Annotated in this window: 20 protein-coding genes; 3 read left to right on the forward strand and 17 right to left on the reverse strand. The window is 61.1% G+C overall.

All coding sequences use genetic code 11. From position 1 onward, the window contains the following. Positions 1 to 84: 84 nt before the first annotated feature. Genes CQ002_RS00245 through CQ002_RS00265 form a run of 5 tightly spaced genes read right to left on the reverse strand, consistent with a single transcriptional unit; the run spans position 85 to position 4,008 of the window. Positions 85 to 720, reverse strand: coding sequence for an SCO family protein (locus CQ002_RS00245; protein ID WP_034110600.1), 636 nt, complete (start codon positions 718 to 720; stop codon positions 85 to 87). After that, a complete protein-coding gene (gene cyoE / locus CQ002_RS00250; protein WP_105161418.1) occupies positions 717 to 1,616 on the reverse strand; it encodes a heme o synthase in 900 nt (299 codons plus the stop codon). The genes CQ002_RS00245 and cyoE overlap by 4 nt, the downstream gene beginning before the upstream one ends. Further along, on the reverse strand, positions 1,604 to 2,683 hold the full coding sequence (locus tag CQ002_RS00255) for a heme A synthase (protein WP_105161417.1): 1,080 nt from the start codon (positions 2,681 to 2,683) through the stop codon (positions 1,604 to 1,606). Before CQ002_RS00255 ends, cyoE begins: the two co-directional genes overlap by 13 nt. 10 nt (positions 2,684 to 2,693) lie before the next feature. Then, positions 2,694 to 3,278 (reverse strand): hypothetical protein, encoded by a 585-nt coding sequence (locus CQ002_RS00260; protein ID WP_034110700.1) that lies wholly within the window; start codon positions 3,276 to 3,278, stop codon positions 2,694 to 2,696. After that, positions 3,244 to 4,008 (reverse strand): SURF1 family protein, encoded by a 765-nt coding sequence (locus CQ002_RS00265; RefSeq protein WP_034110595.1) that lies wholly within the window; start codon positions 4,006 to 4,008, stop codon positions 3,244 to 3,246. Before CQ002_RS00265 ends, CQ002_RS00260 begins: the two co-directional genes overlap by 35 nt. A gap of 28 nt (positions 4,009 to 4,036) precedes the next feature. Between CQ002_RS00265 and CQ002_RS00270 the strand changes: the two genes are divergently transcribed. Then, a complete protein-coding gene (locus CQ002_RS00270; RefSeq protein ID WP_012721507.1) occupies positions 4,037 to 4,240 on the forward strand; it encodes a twin transmembrane helix small protein in 204 nt (67 codons plus the stop codon). Between the two features lie 6 nt (positions 4,241 to 4,246). Here CQ002_RS00270 and CQ002_RS00275 read toward each other — a convergent pair whose 3' ends face one another. The 4 genes from CQ002_RS00275 to coxB all read right to left on the reverse strand — a co-directional run bounded on the left by CQ002_RS00275 (position 4,247) and on the right by coxB (position 8,644). Next, entirely contained in the window at positions 4,247 to 5,134 is an 888-nt protein-coding gene (locus CQ002_RS00275; RefSeq protein WP_034110593.1) for a cytochrome c oxidase subunit 3, read from the reverse strand. Positions 5,135 to 5,169: 35 nt separating this feature from the next. Further along, positions 5,170 to 5,721, reverse strand: a complete 552-nt coding sequence (locus CQ002_RS00280) for a cytochrome c oxidase assembly protein (protein WP_034110591.1) — start codon at positions 5,719 to 5,721, stop codon at positions 5,170 to 5,172. A 150-nt stretch (positions 5,722 to 5,871) separates the two neighbouring features. Further along, positions 5,872 to 7,458 carry a cytochrome c oxidase subunit I gene (gene ctaD / locus CQ002_RS00285; protein WP_034110589.1) on the reverse strand — a complete coding sequence of 529 codons (1,587 nt, stop codon included), beginning with the start codon at positions 7,456 to 7,458 and terminating at the stop codon, positions 5,872 to 5,874. 58 nt (positions 7,459 to 7,516) lie between these two features. After that, complete coding sequence (gene coxB / locus CQ002_RS00290; RefSeq protein WP_105161416.1) at positions 7,517 to 8,644, reverse strand: cytochrome c oxidase subunit II; 1,128 nt, start codon at positions 8,642 to 8,644, stop codon at positions 7,517 to 7,519. Between the two features lie 367 nt (positions 8,645 to 9,011). On the opposite strand from coxB, the gene CQ002_RS00295 reads away from it, so the two are divergent. Further along, positions 9,012 to 9,659, forward strand: coding sequence for a hypothetical protein (locus tag CQ002_RS00295; protein ID WP_034110585.1), 648 nt, complete (start codon positions 9,012 to 9,014; stop codon positions 9,657 to 9,659). 68 nt (positions 9,660 to 9,727) lie between these two features. On the opposite strand, the gene CQ002_RS00300 is transcribed toward CQ002_RS00295, so the two are convergent. From CQ002_RS00300 to CQ002_RS00325, 6 genes are all read right to left on the reverse strand, one after another. After that, entirely contained in the window at positions 9,728 to 11,275 is a 1,548-nt protein-coding gene (locus tag CQ002_RS00300; RefSeq protein ID WP_034110584.1) for a SulP family inorganic anion transporter, read from the reverse strand. 85 nt (positions 11,276 to 11,360) lie between these two features. Beyond that, positions 11,361 to 12,092 carry a carbonic anhydrase gene (locus CQ002_RS00305; RefSeq protein ID WP_034110582.1) on the reverse strand — a complete coding sequence of 244 codons (732 nt, stop codon included), beginning with the start codon at positions 12,090 to 12,092 and terminating at the stop codon, positions 11,361 to 11,363. Positions 12,093 to 12,319: 227 nt separating this feature from the next. Further along, entirely contained in the window at positions 12,320 to 13,378 is a 1,059-nt protein-coding gene (locus CQ002_RS00310; RefSeq protein WP_034110580.1) for a PA0069 family radical SAM protein, read from the reverse strand. Between the two features lie 81 nt (positions 13,379 to 13,459). Then, the gene (locus CQ002_RS00315; protein WP_105161415.1) at positions 13,460 to 14,758 is read right to left on the reverse strand and encodes a cytochrome c; all 1,299 of its coding nucleotides are present in this window, start codon (positions 14,756 to 14,758) and stop codon (positions 13,460 to 13,462) included. A gap of 12 nt (positions 14,759 to 14,770) precedes the next feature. Beyond that, the gene (locus CQ002_RS00320) at positions 14,771 to 16,555 is read right to left on the reverse strand and encodes a GMC family oxidoreductase (RefSeq protein WP_069078642.1); all 1,785 of its coding nucleotides are present in this window, start codon (positions 16,553 to 16,555) and stop codon (positions 14,771 to 14,773) included. 2 nt (positions 16,556 to 16,557) lie between these two features. After that, a complete protein-coding gene (locus tag CQ002_RS00325; protein WP_034110574.1) occupies positions 16,558 to 17,310 on the reverse strand; it encodes a gluconate 2-dehydrogenase subunit 3 family protein in 753 nt (250 codons plus the stop codon). A 273-nt stretch (positions 17,311 to 17,583) separates the two neighbouring features. On the opposite strand from CQ002_RS00325, the gene CQ002_RS00330 reads away from it, so the two are divergent. Then, positions 17,584 to 18,273: a tyrosine-protein phosphatase gene (locus tag CQ002_RS00330; RefSeq protein WP_105163092.1), complete on the forward strand. Its 690-nt coding sequence runs from the start codon at positions 17,584 to 17,586 to the stop codon at positions 18,271 to 18,273. Positions 18,274 to 18,307: 34 nt separating this feature from the next. On the opposite strand, the gene CQ002_RS00335 is transcribed toward CQ002_RS00330, so the two are convergent. Both CQ002_RS00335 and prlC read right to left on the reverse strand, forming a co-directional pair. Continuing rightward, on the reverse strand, positions 18,308 to 18,583 hold the full coding sequence (locus tag CQ002_RS00335) for a YheV family putative zinc ribbon protein (protein ID WP_034110570.1): 276 nt from the start codon (positions 18,581 to 18,583) through the stop codon (positions 18,308 to 18,310). Then, on the reverse strand, positions 18,580 to 20,631 hold the full coding sequence (prlC, locus tag CQ002_RS00340) for an oligopeptidase A (RefSeq protein ID WP_105161414.1): 2,052 nt from the start codon (positions 20,629 to 20,631) through the stop codon (positions 18,580 to 18,582). The genes CQ002_RS00335 and prlC overlap by 4 nt, the downstream gene beginning before the upstream one ends. Between the last annotated feature and the right edge of the window lie 6 nt (positions 20,632 to 20,637).

Below are 20,637 nucleotides of genomic sequence, written 5' to 3' on the forward strand. Positions count from 1 at the left end.
CCCGAAGCATCCAAAACCCACTTGTAGAAGCTGGCTTGCCGGCTCCTACAATGGGCGGGGTTGGCCGCGGCATAGGCGCAAGGCTTATGGACGCTTCAACAACCCCGGCAACTGCGCGACCAGCTTCTGGTTATTCAACGGCGCACGAATAAACCCACGCTGCGTCCCATCCGGCCCGATCAACGCCAGGTTGCCGCTGTGGTCGACGGTGTAGTTCGGCTTGCTGGTATCGGCCGGGATGAACGGAATGCTCACCGCATTCGAGACCTTCTGCACCTCCTCCACATTCGCGCCGGTCAGGCCCTGGAACTGCGGGTCGAAATAACCCAGGTACTGCTTGAGCTGGGTCGGCGTATCACGGTTCGGGTCGACACTGACCAGGATCACCTGCAACTTGTCCACCGCCTCCTTGGGCAGTTCGCTCTTGATCTGGCGCAGTTGGGCGAGGGTGGTCGGGCAGATGTCCGGGCAGAAGGTGTAGCCGAAGAACAGCAGGCTCCACTTGCCTTTCAGGTCGTTGACCAGCACTGGCTGGCCTTCCTGATTGGTCATGGTCACCGGCGGCAGCTGGCGGCTTTGCGGCAGCAGGATGATGCCGGCGTCGATCAAGGCGGTGGGGTCGCCCTGGCCCTTGCCCGAGAGCACTTTGTTGACGGTCAGGCCCATGATCAATGCCACCAGGGCCACCAGGATGAAGACAGTTTTTTGAGTTCGAGTCATAGGTTCAACAGTAGGTAGTGGTCTACGAGCAGGGCAATAAACAGCAGCAGCAAGTACCAGATAGAGTACTTGAAGGTGTTGATCGCCGCGTGCGGCCGACCGCCACGGTACAACACCCAGGCCCATTGCAGAAAGCGCCCGCCCAATAGCAGTGCGCACGCGAGGTACAGCAGGCCGCTCATATGAATCACATAGGGCATCAGGCTCACCGCCAGCAGGGCGAAGGTATAGAGCAGGATGTGCACCTTGGTGTAGTGCTCGCCATGGGTCACCGGCAACATCGGGATGTCGGCCTTGGCGTATTCCTCCTTGCGATGGATGGCCAGGGCCCAGAAGTGCGGCGGGGTCCAGGCGAAGATGATCAGCACCAGCAGCAACGGTTCGGCGCTCACATGGCCGGTGACCGCGACCCATCCCAGCAGCGGCGGCGCCGCACCGGCGAGGCCACCAATGACGATATTCTGCGGCGTCGCGCGCTTGAGAAAGCCGGTGTAGATCACCGCATAACCGAGCAGCGAGGCCAGCGTCAGCCAGGCCGCCAGCGGATTGGTAAACGCCAGCAACAGCGCCAATCCTGCAACAGCCAGAAACAATGCAAACGCCAATGTCGCCAACGGCGACACCCGCCCCTGCGCCAACGGTCGCTTGTGGGTACGCGCCATCACCGCGTCGATGCGCCGATCCACCACATGGTTGACCGCCGCCGCACCACCCGCACACAGCGCAATCCCCAGGTTGCCAAACACCAGCACCGTCCACGGTACGCCGGCACGCGTCGCCAGGAACATCCCCACCAGCGAGGTGATGAGCATCAGCACCACCACCTTCGGCTTGGTCAGCTCCAGGTAATCACGCCAGATCGCCTGGCCGGGGCGCGCGCTGATCAAGGTCGCCATGGCATCTCTCCTTTAAGGGTAATCAGGCCCGAGACCTGTTTGCGCGGGATAAAGCGCCAGCCGAACGGCAACTGGTTGCGCACCCTGACGAGGCTCGTGCGGGCGTGATAGTTGACCAGTACCAGCGTCAGCAGCAAGGCAGCACCGCCGGCGTTATGCCCTACCGCGACCGGCAGTGGCAGATGAAAATATACGTTGCTCAAGCCCAGGCAGATTTGCGCCGCGAGGGCGATCAGCAACACGCCGGCCAGCCGTGTCATACCGACCGCGCGCAGCTGCCAGGCCAAGCCGATCAGCACCAGGCTGACGATGACAGCCCCGATGCGGTGGGTGAGGTGGATGGCCGTGCGCGCCTCGCTGTCCAACTGCCCGCCAAGGTAGTTGGGGCCGATGTGCTGGGTCAGATGAAAGCCATTGGCGAAATCCGCTGCAGGCCACCATTGGCCATGGCACGTCGGCAAATCGATACACGCCACCGCCGCGTAGTTGGAGCTGACCCAGCCACCCAACGCAATCTGGCCGATCACCAGCACCAGGCCGGCGGTCGCCCAATATTGCAGGCGCTTGGGCACGATCAAGGCGGGCAATACGCCGGACAAGCGCAGGGTCAGCAGAAACAGCAGGCTCAAGGTCGCAAAGCCGCCCAATAAATGCCCGGTGACCACCTGCGGCCACAGCTTCAGCGTCACCGTCCACATGCCGAATGCGGCCTGCGCGACCACCACCGCCAGCACAAATAGCGGCAGCTTCACCGGCTGGCCCGGATCGCGCCGATGGCTCCACGCGCGCGCGGCCAGCAGCACGATCAGCAAGCCCAAGGTGCCGGCAAAGTAGCGATGAGTCATCTCGGCCCACCCCTTGTCCGCCTCCACCGGCGTATCGGGGAAATGCAGCTGCGCATGGGCCAGTTGGGCTTCGGTGTTGGGCACGCTGATGAAGCCGTAGCAGCCGGGCCAGTCCGGGCAACCGAGGCCGGCGTGGGTCAGGCGCGTATAGGCGCCGAGCAGCACCACGATCAGCGCCAGCAAGGTAGCAAACAACGCGAGGCGAAATCCAGGTTTGGCCATGACGATGCCCTTATCCGATGTTCGACAGTTTCAGCAGGTGGCGCAGGTCGTTGAGCAAGTCCTTGCCCTTGACCTTGGCGTCGTAGCGCAGCACCAAGTTGCCGTGGGGATCGACGATCCACAGTTGCGCATCCCCCGGTGCACCGGCGTTTTTACTGAAGGTCGACAGTTCCAGCGGGTAACGCTGCAGTTGCGGGTACTCCGCCTTGAGCTTGGCCTCGTAGTCGCTGCCGAGCGGCTGGGCACTGGCCAGGGCGTGACTGGCGCGAGAGGCATCGCGCCCCAGGCCGATCTGCAATTGCCGCGCGAGGTACACCAGTTGCTGGCAATCTGCCGCGCAGGCCGCGGGTGCGGTCACCAGCAGTTGCCAGCGCTGCTCATCGGCCTGCACGCCAATATCGGCACGGGTCTGGCCGTTGCCGATCATCTCCCCGTGGTAGCTGCGGCTGTCCGGCACCCAGAACTGCAGCTTGTACATGAAGGTCGCCAGCGCCATCGGGCCGATCACCATCATCAAGATCAGCATCAGCTGCCAACGGCCTTTGCGCCGATCAGGCACTTCAGACATGTTGAGTGGATTCATGGCCGCTCCCATGGGGCTTCTCCTTTTTGTTGTGCCATCCGAGGTAGAGATAAAGCGCCAGCAGGGCCAGCGACATGGCGAACCACTGCACGGCGTAAGCCAGGTGTTTTTCCGGCCCCATGGCCACGATAGGCCAGGTGGTTTCATAGGTACCCGGGCCGGCTTCGGCCCGTAGCTCGTAGGCGAAACCGCTGCGCCCCAACTCTGCCCACAACGCGCCAGGGTGCAATGCCGTCAGCAGTCGCGGCCATTGCGCACCCGTCGGGTCGGCGTGCAGCTGGAAGGTTTCGCCGGGAGCGACATAGACCCAGGCATCCAGGTTCAAAGGTTGATCCGGAGTGCTGAAGACCGGCGGCGTGCGCCGATCCGGCCAGGGTAACCAGCCGCGATTGAGCAACAGCCACAGCCCGCTGGCCTGGTCGTGGAAAGGCTGCAGCAGTTCGACGCCGGCCTTGCCGTCGCGCAGGCGGTTGTCGAGGAAGATGCTATGTTCGGCATCGAGTTGCCCGCGCAGCCGCACGCGGCGAAAGGCCGGGTCAGCCATGTCGTTGAGTTGCGCACTGCTGATCGGGTCCGCCGCGCGCCGCTCGGTATAACTGTCCACCAGCCGCTGCTTTTCATGGCCACGAGACAGTTGCCAGAACCCCAGGCCCACCATCAACGGCAGCAGGACCAGCACCACTAAGGTGGGTGCGATCCCTGGACGAAAGCGTTTTGCGGCGCTGGCTATACTTGTTTTCATTGCCCGCCCATCCCATTGGAGCCCGACCATGCTCAAAGCCGCTATTGCCCTGATGCTGATCGCGACCGTCGTGAGCCTGTTCAGTGGCTTGTTCTTCCTGGTCAAGGACGAGGGCAACTCCAACCGCCTCGTCACTGCCTTGACCGTGCGTGTCGTACTGGCCGTGATCACCCTGGCGTTGATCACCTGGGGGTTTTTCAGTGGCCAACTGGTTTCTCATGCGCCGTGGTAAGTCGACTCACAGCACATAGACAAAGAAAAACAGCCCGATCCACACCACATCCACAAAGTGCCAATACCAACTGGCGGCTTCGAAACCAAACTGGTGCTCGGCATTGAAATGCCCCTTGAGGATGCGCATCAGCATCACGAACAGGATGAGGGTGCCAATGGTGACGTGGGCGCCGTGGAAGCCCGTGAGCATGAAGAACGTCGCGCCATACACCCCCGAGCCCAAAGTCAGGCCCAGCTCTTTATAGGCGTGGATGTATTCCTCGGCCTGGAACCCGAGGAACGCCAGGCCCAGCAGCACGGTAAGCGCCAGCCAGACCTTCAGCGCGCCGCGATGGCCTTTGCGCAGGGCATGGTGGGCGATGGTGATGGTGACGCTGGAACTCACCAGCAAGAGGGTATTGACCAGCGGCAGGCCCCAAGGACTGATGGTGCCTTCCGGCGCGGGATACATTTTGGGATCAGGGTTGTTGAGCAGTGGCCAGGCAAACTCGAAGTTCGGCCACAGCATGTGCGCAACGCCCTTGTGACCTTCGCCGCCCAGCCAGGGGCCGGAGAGGTGCCGCACATAAAACAGCGCACCGAAGAACGCGATAAAGAACATCACTTCGGAAAAGATGAACCAGCTCATGCCCCAGCGAAACGAGCGGTCCATCTGGGCGCTGTACAAACCCGCGCGACTTTCCTTGATCACGGCGCCGAACCAGCCAAACAGCATATAGGCCACCAGCAGGCCACCGACGAAGAAGATCCACGGGCCGTGGGATTCTGGGCGTGCTGCCTTCAGGTCGTTGAACCACACGGCCAGGCCGTACACCGTGACCAGCAGGCCAATCGTGGCAATTATCGGCCATTTGCTTTGCGCCGGTACGTAGTACGTATCATGAGTCGACATGTATTCGCTCTCCTGATTGAGCGGGCAAACAGTAGCTAGCCGCCGCTATGGGCAGCCACCGGCGGTTGGCGCGCAGTGATATCAAACAGCGTGTACGCCAGGGTCAGATGCTTCACATCCTTGGGCATGTCGCGGTCGACAATGAAACGCACTGGCATCTCGATCCGCTGGCCTGGCTGTAGCACTTGCTGGGTGAAGCAAAAGCACTCGGTCTTGTGGAAATACATCGCCGCTTCGGCCGGCGAGATACTGGGTACGGCCTGGGCGGTCATCGGCTTGTCAGTGGGGTTGTAGGCCACGAACAGCATCTCGGTCACCGCACCCGGGTTGACCACCACTTCGTCCGCCTTCGCGTAGAAATCCCAGACCATGTCGATGGCATTGGTGGATAAGAACTGCACCCGCACCTGACGCGACAGGTCAACGACCTGCTCGCCCTCGTACTGTCCAGCAGTCTTGCCGTTGATGCCGAACGCCTTGCACATCACGTCGTAGATCGGCACCAGCGCAAAACCGAAGGCGAACATCGCCACCACCAGGATCAGCAGGCGGGTGACCAGGCGCTTGAGCGGCACGGACTCAGCCATGACCTTCACCCGAACCGAACGCGGTCAATGTGGGAGCGAGCTTGCCCGCGAACGCGGCTTGCCAGGCACTGTTTGTGGCCACTGATACAGCGCTTTCGCGGGCAAGCCCGCTCCCACAAGGGAGGGGTGCCAGCATGACGAACAGAGCGTTCATTTCACCTCCGGCGGCGTGGTGAACGTGTGGTAAGGCGCAGGCGAGGGGACGCTCCATTCCAGGCCTTCTGCACCATCCCATGGCTTGGCCGGCGCCGGCGGGCCGCCACGGATGCACTTGATCACAATGAACAGGAAGAAAATCTGCGTAGCGCCAAACATGAAGGCGCCAATCGACGAGACCATGTTGAAGTCCGCGAACTGCAGGTTGTAGTCCGGCACACGCCGCGGCATGCCCGCCAGCCCAACGAAGTGCATGGGGAAGAACGCCATGTTCATGCCCACGAACGAGAGCCAGAAGTGCAGCTTGCCCAAGGTCTCGTCGTACATGTGGCCGGTCCATTTCGGCAGCCAGTAGTAGGCCGAGGCGAAGATTCCAAAGATCGCGCCGGGCACCAGTACGTAATGGAAGTGCGCCACCACGAAATAGGTGTCGTGGTACTGGAAGTCCGCCGGCGCAATCGCCAACATCAGCCCGGAAAACCCGCCAATGGTGAACAGGATCACGAAGGCCACCGCAAACAGCATCGGCGTCTCGAAGGTCAGCGAACCTTGCCACATGGTGCTCACCCAGTTGAACACCTTCACCCCCGTCGGCACGGCGATCAGCAGCGTGGCGTACATGAAGAACAGTTCGCCCACCAATGGGATACCGACCACGAACATGTGGTGCGCCCACACGATGAACGACAGGAACGCGATGCTCGCCGTGGCGTAGACCATTGAGGTGTAGCCGAACAATGGCTTGCGCGAAAAGGTCGGGATGATCGAGCTGACGGCGCCAAACGCCGGCAGGATCATGATGTACACCTCGGGATGGCCAAAGAACCAGAACACATGTTGGAACAGCACCGGGTCACCGCCGCCGGCCGCACTGAAGAAGCTGGTGCCGAAGTGGATATCCATCAGCATCATGGTCACGCAACCCGCCAGGACCGGCATTACCGCAATCAATAGGAACGCGGTGATCAGCCAGGTCCAGACGAACAGCGGCATTTTCATCAACGTCATGCCGGGCGCGCGCAGGTTGAGGATCGTGGCGACGACGTTAATCGCGCCCATGATCGAGCTGATGCCCATCAGGTGGATGGCGAAGATGAAGAACGTCACGCTTTCCGGCGCGTAGGTGGTGGAGAGCGGGGCGTAGAAGGTCCAGCCGAAGTTCGGTCCGCCACCCGGCGTGAACAGCGTCGAGACCAGCAGCAGGAACGCCGCCGGGAGCAGCCAGAAGCTGAAGTTGTTCATGCGCGGCAGGGCCATGTCCGGCGCGCCGATCATCAGCGGGATCATCCAGTTGGCCAGGCCGACGAACGCCGGCATGACCGCGCCGAACACCATGATCAAGCCGTGCATGGTGGTCATCTGGTTGAAAAACGCCGGCTCGACAATCTGCAAGCCGGGCTGGAACAGCTCAGCCCGGATCACCATGGCGAACGAGCCGCCGAGCAGGAACATGGTGAAGGCGAACCACAGGTACAGGGTACCGATGTCTTTGTGGTTGGTGGTCAGCACCCAGCGCATCAACCCTTTGGCGGGGCCGTGTGCATGGTCGGCGTGACCATGGTCATCGATCACAGTGCTCATGGCCGTTCTCCTGCAAGCGAGTGGGCGGGGCGGGTCGAGGTGAAAGCGATCAAGTCGGTCATTTGCTTTCCGCCTGCTTGATGGCCAGCACATCTTTAGGCGTGACCATGTCGCCCTTGTTGTTGCCCCAGGCATTGCGCTCGTAGGTCACCACGGCGGCGATATCCACTTCCGAAAGCTGCTTGCCAAAGGCCGCCATCGCGGTGCCAGGCTTGCCGTGGTAAACGATGCTCAGATGGCCCTCTTTCGGCCCGGTGGCGATCTTGGAGCCCTTGAGCGCGGGGAACATCGGCGGCAGGCCCTGGCCCTCGGCCTGGTGACAGGCCACGCAGGTGGTGTGGTAGACCTTGTCGCCACGGGCCACCAACTCCTCCAGCGTCCACTCTTTGGAGGTCAGCTCCTTGAGCTTGGCCGCTTCTTCCTTGCGTTCGCCAAGCCAGGTGTCATAGTCGGCCTTGGACTTGACCTCGACCACGATGGGCATGAAGCCATGGTCCTTGCCGCACAGCTCGGCGCACTGGCCGCGGTAGATGCCGGGCTTCTCGACTCGGGTCCAGGCCTCGTTGACGAAGCCTGGAATGGCGTCGCGCTTGACCGCAAATGCTGGCACCCACCAGGAGTGGATCACGTCGGCAGCCGTTACCAGGAACCGCACCTTGGCCCCCACCGGCAACACCAGCGGCTGGTCAACCTCCAACAGGTAATGTTCGCCCTTGGTCGCCTGGTTGTGGATCTGCTCGGCGGGCGTGGCCAGGTTGCTGAAGAATTCCACGTCCTGGCCCAGGTATTTGTAATGCCACTTCCACTGGTAGCCGGTGACCTGGATATCGATATCCGATTCACTGCTGTCGTAGATGTTGATCAGGGTCTTGGTCGCCGGAATGGCCATCGCGATCAGGATCAGCAAGGGCACGACGGTCCAGAGGATCTCCACGGTAGTGCTCTCGTGGAACTTGGCCGCGACCTGGCCCGTGGACCGGCGATGAACGATCATCGACCAGAACATCGCGCCAAACACGATGATGCCGATCACTACACAGATCCAGAAAATGGTCATGTGCAGGTCGAACACGGCGTAACTGACTTCTGTCGCCCCTGGCGCCATATTCGTTGTCCAGGCGGCATGTGCCTGGCCGAATACCGACCACAACAGGAGGCCCATCCAAACGTGTGGATGTCGCATCATTGCGGGTTCCCCTTATCGTTCTTGTTATCCCGCCGGTTTGCACCTGCGTCGAAGGGAGCGGCTTCCATACTGCTTACAACCGCTTAGCCTTGCCTGCTTATGCAGTCTGGCGTCATCAGCTAATCGCGTACAAATCCGAGTATAGACACGCTCTGCAACCCCGCAATGTGTAGGGGCAAATGAGCAGAAATGACCGGTTGGCGCTAATAAATACGGGGGCGGAATCGTTTATCCGACGAACGATGGCAATTGGATATAACGCGGGTGCATAACCATGAAATAATTATGACAAATGCGTCTTAGGCGCTCGTATAAACGAGCTACCTTATCCTCTCCCTTTTCCTACGCCTGCATCACTGGAGCTTTCATGAACACCGCCGCATTGCGCGAGCAGATTTCCCGTGCCCATCAACACGAAGCCAGCACGGGCCAGCTTGCCCAGCAACTGGAAAAACAATTGCCGCACCTGCATTCGGCCATCTCCCTGGCTGACGGTGATCGCAACATTGTCATGACCCGCTTTGTAACGGCCTACATCGACCTCGTCCCGGACTTGCTCGACGCCGCCAACGACGTAGCCCGCGAGGCGGGTATCGAAAGCCAGATCAAGCCGGTGCTGAAGATTGCCGAGCATTTCTTCCTGCAACCGCCCGCCATCCTGGCCGGCCATGAAGGGCTCGACAGCCTTCTGGACGAGGCCTACCTGGCCCATCGCTTGGTGGAGGAAGTCAACGATCTCTATATCAAGCATTTTGGCCAGCCGTTGATTCCGGCCGACACCACGGTGGCTAATGTCATTGCCCATCAACTGATCGGCGAGGCATTCGCCAACCAGTTGGATGAAGCCGTGCACCACGCGGTGGACGAAATGCTTAACGAGGACAGCTTTGCGCTGGAGTCGGTCGAAGCCTATCGCGACCAGCTGAAGAGCCCGGACACGGAAGCTGCGTGGAAGCGCTGGCCGTGCCTGTCGCGGCAGTTGGGGGTCGAGTTGGCGCTGGATCAGCCTGCCTGATTTCCAGCCCCTCAGAGGTCAAATGGGGGAGCAGGCTTGTCCGCTCCCCCATCTTTGACCCGGTTTCGTCAGCCTGTTGAAGCCGCTGAACCTATCCCCGTCGTCGTCCGCACCCTGCCTTCCAACCGGCGCTTCAACCCGCGCGCCTCGATCACCAGCTTCGAGCCCTTGGCCGCATTGGCCCGCCCCCACTCCTCCAGCAACTCCAGGCAGGAATGGTCGATGTAACTCAAGTTATTGAGCGGCACGTGCACAGTGCTCCCCGCAGGCACCGTCGACAGCACTTGAGTCAACGCCGGCACTTTCAGAAAGGTCGCCGCACCGGTCAAGCGCAACTCCATCTCACCTTCCTGGGGCAAGTCGATCAGGCTGACCTTGAGGCGTGAAGCCTTGAATGCCAGCTTGACCAACGTCAACCCGAAGCCCACCAGCACGCCGGTCAGCAGGTCGGTAAAGATGATCGCCAGCGCCGTAGCCGCGTAGGTGAACATCGGCATCCGCCCATAGCGGCCCAACGCCTTGAACGCCTTGACGTCCACCAGCTTGATACCGGTGTACACCAGCACGCCCGCCAGGCTCGCCACCGGGATGCTTTGCAGCACACTCGACAGCAGAAGCACGAACGCCAGCAGCCACAGGCCATGGAACATCGCCGACAAACGCGTGGTAGCACCGGCTTGCACGTTGGCCGAACTGCGCACGATCACGCCGGTCATCGGTAAAGCGCCGACCAGGCCACAGAGCATGTTGCCTACACCCTGAGCGGACAATTCCTTATCGAAATCAGAACGCTGACCACTGTGCATGCGGTCGACTGCCGCGGCGGAGAGCAGGGTTTCTGCGCTCGCGATAAACGCGACCGCAAAAGCAGCGATCAACAGTTGGGGATCTGCGAGGTTCAACAGGTCGCTTGGACGCAACCAATCGATGGCGTCGGCGAGGTTCTCCGGGACCTCGACGCGCTTGACCTGCAACGCCAGGATCAGGCTGACAACGGTGGTCAGGCCCACGCCCAACAAGGCGCCGGGCACAAATCGCAGCGTCTGCGGGCGGCATTTATCCCAGGCGTACATCACCAGCATCGTCGACAACCCGAGCAATCCCGCCTGCCAGCCCAGGCCACCGCCCAGGGTCGGGATCGCCTCGGCCAACGCCGCCGGGAAGCCTGTCAAGTTGTCCAACCCCGAGGGCTTGGGCGCGCCGTCGAGCATCACGTGAATCTGGGATAGCACAATCAGTACGCCAATCCCCGCCAGCATGCCGTATACCACCGCCGGGGCCGTGACGCGAAACCAGCAACCCAGGCGCAAACGCCCGGCTACCAGTTGCAGAAAGCCGGCCAGCAACAGGATCGGCCCGAGCATCAGCATCCCGTGCTGGCGCACCAGTTCGAATACCAACACAGCCAAACCGGCGGCGGGACCACTGACCTGCAACGGCGAACCCGCCAGCCAACCCACGACCAGGCCACCGATGATCCCGGTGATCAGGCCTTTGGCAGGCGGCATGCCGGAGGCGATCGCGATGCCCATGCACAGGGGCAGGGCGACCAGAAACACAACCACGGAAGCGAGCAGCTCCCGTGGCAATACAGCTTTCAATTGAGCAGCACGCATGATGACTCTCCCGAGGCATTCGCCGGGCGCGGTAAAGCCTGGCTGCGTCCATGGCAGCCACCGCTTTACCCGGCAGGGAAGTGTTTTAGAAGCGCGCTTTAGGCGTCGCGCAAGGGATCGGCCCGTCGCCGCCCAACGGTCGGAACGCCGACTGGTCGGCATCGTAGGCGCGTATTTCGCTGGTCTCGATGTTGTAGATCCAACCGTGGATAAACAACTGACCATTGGCCATGCGCGAAGCCACGGAAGGGTGGGTACGCAAATGCTGCAGCTGGGCAATGACGTTTTCTTCGGTCAGCACCTTCATGCTCTCGCCTTCGTTGGCGCAGTCGCAGTTGTCCTCGACCATGGACTTGGCGACCTCGGCGTGTCGCAGCCAAGCCCGGACGGTTGGCATCTTCTCCAGGCTGGCCGGGTTGAGAACCGCACGCATGGCGCCGCAATCGGAGTGCCCGCAGACGATGATGTGCTGCACGCCCAGGGCAAGTACCGCGTACTCGATGGCCGTGGAAACACCGCCGTTCATCTGCCCATAAGGCGGCACGACGTTACCGACGTTACGGGTTACGAACAGATCGCCAGGCGAACTCTGGGTGATCAACTCAGGCACGATGCGCGAGTCGGCGCAGGTAATGAACATCGCCCGTGGGCTCTGTGCCGTGGCGAGTTTCTTGAAGAGTTCTTCCTGCTGCGGGAAGACGTCGTGATGGAAATGCAAAAAGCCGTCAACGATATGCTTTAGCGCTGCATCGGCGGTTTCCGCCACTGGAGAGGCAGAAGCCGACGCAGCCAACGGCTGTTTATCCTTGTCACTCATGATTCATCCTCTTGATTAATGCAGGGGAGTTTTCAGCTCAGTTCTGACGCCAGGCTGGTGCAATAGTTGTAAATACCACAGACCAGAACGTCGACTCATCAGTCACTCGCTGAACAAGGTAACCGTCGAAACTTAACTCAAACTGAATGAACCGCTCTAGGACGCGGGTTTCAGTGATGTCAAAACGCGACTATTCCTACAGGAACCTCACATTCTGCCTGCTCATTCTACAACAAAGCCATCTGCCTGCCCGGTGGACAAAAGGCTGTGCAATCCAGATTGAAACCCTCCCGCCGGTTCAGCCCAAGGCGCTTGATCGCCTTGCTGAAGCGCTGCGCCAGCAAATCGGCAAACGGGCCTTCGCCACGCATGCGCACGCCGAACCGGCTGTCATAGACCTCGCCGCCACGCACCTGGCGCACCAGGCTCATCACATGGGCCGCACGTTGCGGGTAATGGGCTGCCAGCCACTCCTCGAACAATGGTGCCACCTCCAGCGGCAGGCGCAGCATCATGTACGCCGCGCTTTGCGCGCCAGCGGCATGGGCTTCGGTCAACAGGCTTTCCAACTCACTGTCGTTGATCATCGGGATCATCGGCGAGCACAGCACACCCACCGGGATCCCCGCCTCACGCATCACCCGAATCGCCCGCAATCGCGCCTTGGGCGCCGCCGTGCGTGGCTCCAGGATGCGCTTGAGTTCGTCGTCCAGGCTGGTGAGGCTGATCATCACGGCCACCAGCCGCTGGCGCGCCAACTCGGTCAGCAGATCCAGATCGCGCAAAATCAGCGAACCCTTGGTGATGATGGTCACCGGGTGGCGATACCGCAGCAACACTTCCAGGGTTTTGCGGGTGATCCTGTACTCGCGCTCGATCGGCTGGTACGGGTCGGTGTTGGAACCCAGGTTGATCGGCGCACACACATAACCCGGCTTCGACAGCTGCTGTTCCAGCACATCCGCGGCGTTGGTCTTGGCGATCAGTTTGGTTTCGAAATCCAACCCTGGCGACATGTCCCAATACGCATGGCTGGGCCGGGCGTAGCAGTAGATGCAGCCATGCTCGCAACCGCGGTAAGGGTTGATCGAGCGATCAAAGGGCAAGTCCGGCGAGTTGTTGCGGGTGATGATGGTCCTGGCCGTCTCGATGCGCACTTCCGTGCCCTGGGTCGGCGGCACTTCCTGGAACCAGCCATCGTCCTCGGCCACGCTGACAGTGGGCGCAAAGCGGTTATGCAGGTTGGTGGCCGTGCCTCGGCCTCGGGGCGGCAGCGGAGTAGACATGAAAACGCCTCGATACTGTTTTTATATACAGTATCGAGGCGCAAGGCTTCTGACCAGTGCCGTTTGGCGGTCAGGGAGGGATCAGTGCTTTTGCGTCACTTGCCCCAGGTCATCGCCAGAGGTTGTGCGCATATCGTTCTTGCGCAGGTCCGCCACCTCACTGGCGTTTACCGGCGTGCCTTGGTTACCCCAACTGCCGCGGATAAAACTGACCACATCCGCCACTTCCTGATCCGACAGGCGCCAGGCGAACGCCGGCATGGTGAACGTGGACGGCGCCGTGTGGGTGGCCGGCAAGGTGCCACCGTTCAACACGATGTTGATCAATGACGTGGCATCCGCGGTCTGCAGGACAGGGTTGCCCGCCAATGCCGGGAACACGCGTGTATAGCCATGGCCATCGGTACGGTGGCAAGCGGCGCAGTTGTCGATATACACCGAGGCGCCCCGCTGACTGTCATCGCCTTTCCACAGCGCATCCGCCACCTGCTTGTCGTACGAGTGCGGCGTGTCCTTGGGGTCCACCGCCGGCAGGCTCTTGAGGTAACGGGCGATAGCTGTCAGGTCATTTTCAGACATGTACTGCATGCTGTGGACGACGACATCGCTCATGCCCCCAAACACCGCACTGCGATCACTGCGACCGGTCTTGAGGAATTGCACTAGTTGCTCCTCGCTCCAACTGCCGAGACCGTCCTTGTGGTCGCCGCGCAGGCTCTTGGCGATCCAGCCTTCCAGTGGCGCGCTGCCGGACAGGAAAGCGTCGCCGTCAGTGGCACTCAGGGCTTTTTCCTGCATGGTCAGGGCCCGTGGCGTATGGCACGCGCCGCAGTGGCCGAGGCCTTCGACCAAGTAGGCACCGCGGCTGATCACCGGGTCGGCAGCGGCTTGCGCCTGATGCGCGTCGACTGCAGGCGCAAACATCCAACGCCACGCCGCCAACGGCCAACGCATGCTCAAGGGCCAGGGAATATCACTGTCCTTATTCTCCTGGGCAACGGGTTCGACCCCCTTCATGAAGTACGCATACAACGCCTGCATATCGCTGTCGCTGACGCGTGCGTAAGACGGGTAGGGCATCGCCGGGTAAAGCGTACTGCCGTTCTTGGCGACGCCATGGCGTACGGCCTTGTCGAAATCTTCGAAGCTGTAGTCGCCCAGGCCGGTCTTGTCCGGCGTGATGTTGGTGGAATAGATCACACCAATGGGGGTTTCCATCGGCAGGCCGCCGGCAAAGGGCTTACCGCCCTTGGCGGTGTGGCAGGCCACGCAGTCACCCGCCCGGGCCAGGTATTCACCCTGCTTGATCAAGTCGGTTTCAGCGGCGCTCACAGAGTAACTGCTGAAAAGGGCAAAGGTCGCGATAACAAGTGCTTTCATGGTCATCGCTCCTTATGCCTGAACCAGTGGGCCGGGGTTTTTCAGATACTGCTCGCGGATCGCCCGGGCCGACCAGTAGGTCAATGCCGCCACCAGGCCGGTCGGGTTGTAACCTAAGCCCTGTGGGAAAGCGGACGCGCCTGGGACGAATACGTTGTGTACATCCCAGCTCTGCAGATAACGGTTCAACGCGCTGGTTTTCGGGTCGGTGCCCATGATCGCGCCGCCGTTGAGGTGGGTGGTCTGGTAGGACGCCGTGTTGAAGTGTTCACCCACCTTTTTGCCGAGTACCGCGATCGCCTTGGGGTTCATCGCTTCAGCAACCTTGCCCATCTTCTCGACCATGAAGCGGTTCATCTTGATGTCGTTTTCCTGCCAGTCGAACGTCATACGCAGCAACGGCAGGCCGTAGGCATCGCGGTAAACCGGGTCCAGATCCAGGTAGTTGCCCCGGTAGGATTGATGGGCGCCGTGGGCATCCATCGACACCTGGTGGGTGTAATAATCGGCAGTGGCACGTTTCCACGCGCTGCCCCAGGCCGGGGTGCCCGGCGGGTTGGAGGTGCCTGCAATCGGCCGGCTGCCCGCCTGGTTCACCCACATCGGCGAACCGCCCACGAAACCGTGGGGGCCGTGGTCGAAGTTGTCGGCGTTGAAGTCATCGATGGCCACGCCATTACCGCCCGCACCGATGAAGTTGTTGGTGTGGGTGTCCTTGTCGAAGAAGGCCTTGATGGTCGCCATGTTCTGGTAGGCGAAGTTCCTGCCCACCACGCCCTCGTTGGTAATCGGGTCGTAGGGCTTGCCGATGCCCGACAGCAGCATCAGACGCACGTTGTGGAACTGGAAGGCGCCAAGGATTACCAAGTCCGCCGGCTGCTCGCATTCGCGCCCCTGGGCGTCGATGTAGGTCACGCCGGTGGCCTTGCTCTTGGTGCTGTCGAGGTTGACCTTGAGCACATGGGAATTAGGCCGCAGCTCGAAGTTCGGCACCTGGCGCAACGCCGGCAGGATATTCACGTTCGGCGAGGCCTTGGAGTACATGTAGCACACGTAGCCACTGCAAAAACCGCAGAAGTTGCACGGGCCCATCTGCGCGCCATAGGGGTTGGTGTAAGGCCCCGAGGTATTGGCCGAGGGCAGGTTGTAGGGTTTGTACCCGACGCTGGCAGCGGCTTTCTGGAACAACTGCGCCGACACCGTGTTTTTCTGCGCTTGCAGAGGGAACGGGTTGGAGCGATCCGGTGCGTACGGGTTGCCGCCACGCCCTTCGCCGACCAACTGGCCTTTTACGGTCCAGGCCTGGCCGGAAGTGCCGAAGACTTTTTCTGCGTAGTCGAAAAACGGCTCGAGCTCTTCATAGCTCACGCCGAAGTCCTGGATGGTCATGTCCTTGGGAATGAAGCTTTTGCCGTAGCGCTCCTCGTAGTGGCTGCGCATGCGCAGCTCAATCGGGTCGACACGGAAATGCACGCCCGACCAGTGCAGGCCTGCGCCGCCCACGCCGTTGCCCGGCAAGAACGCACCCAGCTGACGGTTAGGCAGGGCAACGTCATTCACGCTATGGCGAATGGTCACCGTCTCTTTAGAGATGTCCTGAAAGAGTTTCTTACGCACGCTGTAGGTCAATTCGTCGATGACCTGGGGGTAGTTGCCGTCCGGATAAGTGTCCTGCATCGGGCCGCGCTCCAGCGCTACCACGTTGAGGCCCGCTTCCGTCAGTTCCTTGGCCATGATCGCGCCGGTCCAGCCGAAGCCTACGATCACCGCATCCACTTTTTTCATGATGGTCGCCACGTTCAGGCCCTCTCGCCGCGGATTGAAACTGCCGGGAAGGGGTACTGCTCGTTGCGTTCCACCCAATCCATGAAATCGGCGCGGGCGCCGGGGAAGCCGATCATGGTCCAGCCGACCATGCCTTTGTTGCCACCGTGGATCGGGTCGCAGAAGAACCCTTCCTTGGTGTTTTGCAGCAACAGGTTGAAGAACATCTTCGGCGGCACCGCCTCAAAATGCGCTGTCACTTCGCTGCCACCTGCCTCGAGGCGGCGCAATATATCGTCTCGGGTAGCGCTGTCTTGCGCAGCAAAAGTTTTACCGTTGAACGCCTTCGACCATGCATCCGTCGCGGCAATGCCCAGTCGATAAATGTCCTTGGGCACCAATTTGCTCTGCCAGCCCATTTCCGGCGGCGCATCGGCGTTGAACGGGCCTTGCATGAACCATAGGGCGCCGCTGGCGTAAGGGGTGTTCATCTGGCGGTCGATATATTCCGGCGCGCCCGCTTCCAAGGCGCCCGGGCCTTGAGCATCGGCAGGGATCAAGCGCTCGACGGCGGCGTTGATAAACGCCCATTCCTCAGCGGTGAAATACGTGGGCTCGTAGGACTTTTCGGTAACCACTGGCTTGGCAGGTGCCGCCTGGGCGGGCTCAGGCGTAGCCATCAGCATCGAACCGCCAAGGCCGGTGCTGGCAACCGTGACCACCGGGATCAGGGTCAAGGATTTGCGCAGAAAGTCACGCCGGGGGTTGTCTTGATCTTGATCAGACATGGTGGCACCTCATCATGTGGTCACGGAGTTATCAGCCGCTTCTGGGAGCAGCTTGTGGGTTTTTCAGCAGCGAAATGGATCCAACCTATCCAAGGGGATAGAACGCAGCGGCAATCAATAGTTACAAATGATAGCAGGCTAAGGATATAGAGAATCGTTTCAGCGACTAAAGACTGAGGCTTAACGATTCTTTGACGAACCCCTCACGCCTCCTTGACCCCCTGCAGATGAAGCTGGGCACTCTCTCCCACCCTCTGCTCGGTTATGTCACAGATGCTCAAGAATCAATGGCTGTCGGGCTGGGGCCTTGCATTCATAGCGGTGTTCACCAGCGCCTATACCCAGGCCGACGAGCCCACGTCCATTCGTTCAGCCGAATGGGCGCAGTCTGTAGGGGACCACTACAACCTCTACCAGATGACCCCGACGCTCTATCGCAGCGCGTTACCGGATAGCAAGGCAGCGCCCCTGCTGGAAAAACTGAAGATAGGCACGGTGATCAACTTCTTGCCGGAGTCCGATGCCAACTGGCTCAAATCTCCCAACGTCCGCCAGGTTCAGCTGAGTTACCGCACCAATCACGTGGATGATTCCGAAGTGTTGGCCGCGCTGAGAACAATCCGGGAAGCCGAAGCCGACGGCCCGGTGCTCATGCATTGCAAACATGGCTCTGACCGTACCGGCCTGATGGCGGCGATGTATCGGGTGGTGATCCAGGGGTGGAGCAAGGAAGAGGCTCTGAACGAGATGACGCTGGGCGGCTTTGGCACCAGTAACGGCTTCAAGGACGGCATCCGCTACATGATGGGAGCCGATGTCGACAAGCTGCGCACGGCTTTGGCGAATGGCGATTGCAGCACGAGTGCGTTTGCACTGTGCTCAATGAAGGATTGGATCACGACGACAGGCAAGGACGAAAAACAAGGGGAGGCGCCAAGCTTGCCAGCGATAGCGATCCCATGAGCGCTATCGCTGGCAAGCCGGGCTCCTACAACGGTCAGACTTTTTTCAGCTTCGGATTAGGAAAGAACTGCACCGCCTGCACCTTAGGGTCCGCAGGCGCTTTCAACGCCGAGGTATTCACTCGCGTACCCAACTCTTTGGGCACCGACAGCCCCTGGTCATTCAGCGTGTCGGTATAGCCGCAGGCCACGCACTCGCGATGCGGCACGTTGTCTTCGGTCCACATCTTCAGCTTGTCCGGCTCGCTGCACGCCGGGCAGACCGCCCCGGCGATGAATTGCTTTTTGGTAATCACAGGCCCCTCACTCATGCTGCCGCGTCCTCACTCAAGCCGCTGTGGCGCAAGAGTGCGTCAATCGACGGCGCTCGTCCGCGGAAGTCGACGAACAGCACCATCGGCTCCTGCGAACCGCCCCGCGCCAGGATCGCCTCACGGAAGGCGCGGCCGGTTTCGGCATTGAGCACGCCGTCTTCTTCGAACTTGGAGAAGGCATCTGCCGACAGCACTTCGGCCCACTTGTAGCTGTAGTACCCCGCCGCGTAACCCCCGGCGAAGATGTGCGCAAAGCTGTTGGGGAAGCGGTTGTAGGCCGGCGGACGCATCACCGATACCTCGTCGCGCACGCCTTCCAGCACTTGGGCCACACTGCGGCCATCACCGTGGGTGGCATGCAGTTCGAAGTCGAACAGCGAGAATTCCAACTGGCGCACCATCATCAGGCCGGACTGGAAGTTCTTGGCCGCAAGCATTTTTTCCAACAGGTCCTGAGGCAGTGGCTCGCCGGTTTCGTAGTGACCGGAGATCAGCGCCAGGCCTTCCGGCTCCCAGCACCAGTTCTCCATGAACTGGCTCGGCAACTCCACCGCATCCCAGGCCACGCCGTTGATGCCGGACACTCCCGCGTGTTCGACACGGGTCAACAAGTGATGCAGGCCATGGCCGAATTCGTGGAACAGCGTGGTGACTTCATCGTGGGTCAGCAGCGCAGGCTTGCCGCTGTCGGCCGGGGTGAAGTTGCACACCAGGTTGGCCACCGGGCTTTGCAGTACGCCGTCGATCGTACGACGACGATCGCGGGCGCCGTCCATCCAGGCACCGCCACGCTTGTTGGCGCGAGCGTACAGGTCGAAGAAGAAGCGGCCGACGTGCTGGCCGTTTTCCTTGATTTCAAACAGGCGGACATCCGGGTGCCAGGTGTCGAAGCCTTTCTGCTCGGCGATCTCGATGCCGTACAGGCGCTGCACAATGGCGAACAGGCCGCCCAGCACTTTGTCGATCGGGAAATAGGCGCGCAGGGCTTCCTGGGACACGCTGTAGCGCTGCTCACGGAGTTTTTCGCCGTAGAAACCGCTGTCCCAGCTTTGCAGGTCGGTGCAGCCTTGTTCGGCGGCGTAGGCCTTGAGTTGTTGCAGGTCCTGAGCGGCGAACGGCTTGCTGCGCTTGGCCAGGTCGCGCAGGAAGCTCAGCACCTGGTCACTGGACTCGGCCATCTTGGTGGCCAGGCTCAGTTCGGAGAAGGACGCGTAACCGAGCAACTGAGCCAGTTCCTGACGCAGGTCGAGGATCTGTTCCATCACCGGGCCGTTATCGTTCTGACCGGCATTCGGGCCCTGGTCCGACGCACGGGTGCAGTAGGCCGCGTAGACTTCTTCACGCAGGGCGCGATCCTGGGCGTAGGTCATCACCGCGTAGTAGCTCGGGAATTCCAGGGTGATCAGCCAGCCGTCGAGGCTTTTGGCCTGGGCGGCCGCGGCCATTTGCGCCTTGGCCGAGTTAGTGAGGCCGGCGAGGGTGGCCTCGTCGGTCACGTGTTTGGTCCAGGCCTGGGTAGCGTCCAGCAACTGGTTGGAGAATTTGCTGCCCAGTTCGGACAGCTTGCTCTGCACTTCGGCGTAGCGTTTTTGCTGCTCGGGCGGCAAATCGATACCCGACAGGCGGAAGTCGCGCAGGGAATGCTCCAGGATGGTTTTTTGCGCCACGTCGAAACCGGCGGCTTCCGGGCTGTTGGCCAGGGCTTCGAAGGCTTGGAACAGCGCGCGGTTCTGGCCCATCTCGGTGGAGTAGGCACTCAGCGCCGGCAGGCAGCCTTCATAGGCTTCGCGCAGTTCGGCGCTGTTGCACACGGCATTGAGGTGGCTGACAGGGCTCCAGGCAGCGCCCAGGCGGTCGTTCAGCTCGTCCATGGCCAGCACCAGGCCGGCCCAGGTCGGATTTTTACCCTGGCTTTGCAGGATACCTTCGATGGCAACGCGGTTGTCAGCGAGGATCTGTTCGATGGCCGGCTGGACGTGCTCGGCACGGATCGCCGAGAACGGCGGCAGGTCGTAGGACTGCAGAAGAGGGTTGTTCGCGCTCACGGTTGG

This window comes from Pseudomonas sp. MYb13, from assembly GCF_002980075.1.
Taxonomy (GTDB): domain Bacteria; phylum Pseudomonadota; class Gammaproteobacteria; order Pseudomonadales; family Pseudomonadaceae; genus Aquipseudomonas; species Aquipseudomonas lurida.